This window comes from Deltaproteobacteria bacterium, from assembly GCA_016210005.1.
GTDB lineage: Bacteria > Desulfobacterota > Binatia > HRBIN30 > JACQVA1 > JACQVA1.
In genome coordinates this window covers 1-3,477 of the sequence record JACQVA010000237.1, presented here as the reverse complement: position 1 = coordinate 3,477, position 3,477 = coordinate 1, and the positions used below count along the sequence as shown (strand labels likewise).

The following is a 3,477-nucleotide window of genomic DNA, read 5'->3' as shown; positions in this document are numbered from 1 at the left end:
GTGCATCAGCAGCGCCAGCGCCAACGCGCTGAGCGAGTGGAGTCACGCCGGGTGCGCCAGCACCACACCGCCGGTCAACGGTGCGGTGCACGAAGTGGCGCACATGACGGTTGATCATTTGACCGGCAGCTACGAGCAGACAGTAGACGGTGTGGCGGTGGCGACCAATGCCGGCAATCTGAGCTGGAACTCGCGCGCAAGCCATCTGGCCGCCGACCCGGCGGGCGGGGCGTGGACGCAAGCGGGCATCGACAGCTCGGCCTTCGGCGTACGCGCCGCCAACCCGACCCCACGCGAGGTAAGCGTAGCGCGCCTGGCCGTAACCTTCAGTGCCCCGACCGCAACGCCGGGAGTTGCACCGACAGCGAGCAGCACCCCGACGCGGACGCCAGCGCTGACGCCGAGCGCGACGCCAACGTACAGTTGGACGTCTACCCCCACATTGAGCCGGACGCCGACGCCCACCCGGACCCCGACCCGAACGCCAACGCAGACACCCACCCGCACCCCGACGACGGACCCGTCCTCAGTATGGCACTACCACCTCGATCACCTCGGCTCGGTGCAAGTAATCACCAACAGTGCCGGCGCGATCCAGCAACAGATCCGCTACCGCCCCTACGGCGACATCCGCTACAAGACCGGCAGCACTTACAACCACTACGAATTCACCGGCTACGAAACCGAAGCCACCAGCGGCCTCGACTACGCCGGCGCCCGCTTCTACGACCCGGCGTTGGGGATGTTCTTAACCCACGATCCCGCCCGGCAGTTCGCCAGCCCGTACACCTACACCAACTGGAACCCCACCAATCTGACTGATCCGAACGGGGAGTTCATCGGGCTCATTGTCTTCGTGATACTGGCGGCTGTAGCCGCCGGTATCGACGCGGGTATGAAGAGCGGCGATCCGGTAGTAGGACTGAAGGCCGCGGGCACGAGTCTGGCGATGAGCGCAGCTGGCCCGCTCAGCCCTGGGCTGCAATTGGCGGCCCCGAAGACGTTCGGGCGCTTTGATGCAGGAGACTGGGCCATCTCCCAAGTGCCGGTCGCCGGCAGCGCCTACGGCGCCGCGAGAAATTTTGAAAACGGCAATTACGCCAGCGGTGCGGTGGGAGTCGTGGCTACCCTCTATCAGGCATACGGCCTGTACCAGAACGCGAGCGGAGCGTACCAAAACGGCGGCTGGACGGCTGCTGCGCGCAGCGTGGCCGATGCAGCGACTACGCCGTTCGTCGGCGAGAACTTCGGCGCGGCGTGGCGAAGCGGCCTTTGGGACCTCGCGCACTGGGACCTGAAGGCGCCAGACTCGTCCAACCTGCCGATACCAAAGAGCTGGGCAGATGCCATCAACGGTGTCGAGCAGAACCTGCCTGCCGATGCTGCGCAGCATGGCTACCATGCCTGGCATGCCGGCACCAATGCCTGGGCAGCGAGGAGCTTGGGAGTATTGGGCGCATGGTCCTTCTTCGCTGGCGGAATTATCCACGAAACACCTGTCGATCCAATCTCCTGGTGGGGGGAGAACCTGACTCAGGGCAGTTGGAGACACCTCGGCGACTCAGCCACGGACATCGTGTCGAACGCATTTGGTGTGACGCTCGGGCACTCACAACTCTTGAGAGGCTTCGAAACCAACGCCCTCGTTACTAGGGCTATGGAGTGGGGCAACCACATCCCGGGTACCTATGACCCTTGGAGACAACCCTGACAAGGGAGCGCACCACGAGGCCATGAACCTGGGTACGGTGGTCTCCCCGACCGCGATCGCCAAAGGGGGCTTCGAACGGATTCGCGCAACACGCTGGCTCCACCGAGAGGCGTTCCGCCTCCATCGCATAACGCTTGCGCTTGTATTGACGTGTTTCGTGGTTTCAGGTTGCGAGCGGTGTGTGCACTCCGTGCGGGCAGAGGAACACGAGGGAGACAACGAGTGGAACTACCAGCACGTGTTTGGCACTCGACCGCCTACTGTGACGGTTATCAATTCGGTCTTGATCAGCTACTCCTACCCTTGGTACCGCTACCCTTGCTACGCGGGAGTCGTAACAACCGATGATTTTGAGTTCGAGCTTTTGGTCCCGCGAAGGTGGATCGAAGAACGCCTTCGTCTATTCGTGCCGGTAGGGGGGCTGCAGAAAGACGAAGATGCGTTTGCCAGGCGTCGACTCGGTGCCCGAAAGGACCACCCATTCCGGCCGTGGTATGCCCCCAAGCCCATCAACTCCTATGACCTTTACCACGATCTCACCAGTGCGACGTACGTTCACATGCTTGTTGACAAGGAGATCGTCGGTGACCGCTACCGGGCGTTCATCAGCAAGCACTGACGACGATCCCCTATACGGACGTCTACGAATGCGAGCAACGCCAGCGCATTCAGTATATTCGTGATAACCCAGTTTATCAAGTACAGTACATACCACGAAATGAGGCATCGCGACTGCTCATAATGAGAAGATCTCGCGTCGATGCCTGAAGCCCATGATTGGGCCGTCAGCTGAGATCTTGATCGCGAGGCCAAGCTTGCTCAGTTGAGTCGCGGCGGCCTTGCGACCACCGCCGGTTGAACCGGCGGGCACTCGGACAATGGAGCCGGCGGTGAGAACCTCACCGGTGTGCGTGAGAACGGTAGCCCCGTCCATGGACAGAAGTTCCTGACGGAGTCGCCGATCAAGGAGCTGGAAGGGCTTCTTGATGGTGGAGGCAAGGAGCTTGGTCCGTGTCTGCTCTTTCCGGACGATCAGGTCACGGTCCGTCAGCATCGGAGCCAGTTTCTCTAAGCTCCGCGCGGCGAGCACAGCAATGCAGCCGCCCGTCCGAGCAAAGGATACGTCCAAGCATGATTCATATACGGCCCGACGGAGTTGCTTGTCGCCGACTCCCAGGCGAAGTACGACGGAATCATGAGCGTAGTACCGCCATGCCCCGCGGCGTTTAGCGAACTGGAGTCTCTGGTCCTTGAATACGAGAACCTCGCCATTTCGGTTTAGAACTAGGGCGACACGCTGGCCGGTATTGCACCATGCCGCGATAGAGCCGAGACGGTGTGGGGCAAACTCCACACTCGGGGGATACGGCAGACAATGCAGTTTGAAGACACGACCATCACTGCCGGCGAGATACATCGAATCGAACCCGTTCGAGAGAACGCGCGAGAAGTCCTCGCGCCAAAGATCTGCGAGCTTGACGGGGCCGTACCCCATGCTCCCGGTTATGCCAAGCGCAACCACGATGGGCCGGCCTTCATAGGTTTGTGACGCGAGCGCCTCGAATTGTGAACGGCGACGAGAAGCCGCCTGAATTTGGCGAAGAGCGCAAGGGAGCGCCGGATTCGTTGTGTCCTTCCGGTGAGCATGCATGCGCGCTGACGTCGCGTTCGACTAACCTCCCCGGCCATCTCGACGAGAGGAGGATGGTCGAATGGCAAGGGAGAACAGCGCAACGCAGGGACTGGCACGACTGAGTGAGCTGCGG

Annotated in this window: 3 protein-coding genes; 2 read left to right on the top strand and 1 reads right to left on the bottom strand. The window is 61.6% G+C overall.

What is annotated here, in order from left to right; all coding sequences use genetic code 11:
* Together HY699_22595 and HY699_22590 are read left to right on the top strand one after the other, a co-directional pair.
* Window positions 1-1,711, top strand: a 1,711-nt coding sequence (locus tag HY699_22595; protein MBI4518598.1) for a hypothetical protein, incomplete at its 5' end; no start/stop codon positions are given.
* A gap of 22 nt (window positions 1,712-1,733) precedes the next feature.
* Window positions 1,734-2,330: a hypothetical protein gene (locus HY699_22590; protein MBI4518597.1), complete on the top strand. Its 597-nt coding sequence runs from the start codon at window positions 1,734-1,736 to the stop codon at window positions 2,328-2,330.
* Window positions 2,331-2,447: 117 nt separating this feature from the next.
* Here the strand turns inward: HY699_22590 and HY699_22585 are convergent, their stop codons facing one another.
* Window positions 2,448-3,233, bottom strand: a complete 786-nt coding sequence (locus tag HY699_22585; GenBank protein MBI4518596.1) for a hypothetical protein — start codon at window positions 3,231-3,233, stop codon at window positions 2,448-2,450.
* Between the last annotated feature and the right edge of the window lie 244 nt (window positions 3,234-3,477).

Excerpts from the sequence above, each read along its gene's own strand:
- HY699_22590 (MBI4518597.1), top strand. The coding sequence starts at position 1,734 with ATGAACCTGGGTACGGTGGTCTCCCCGACCGCGATCGCCAAAGGGGGC.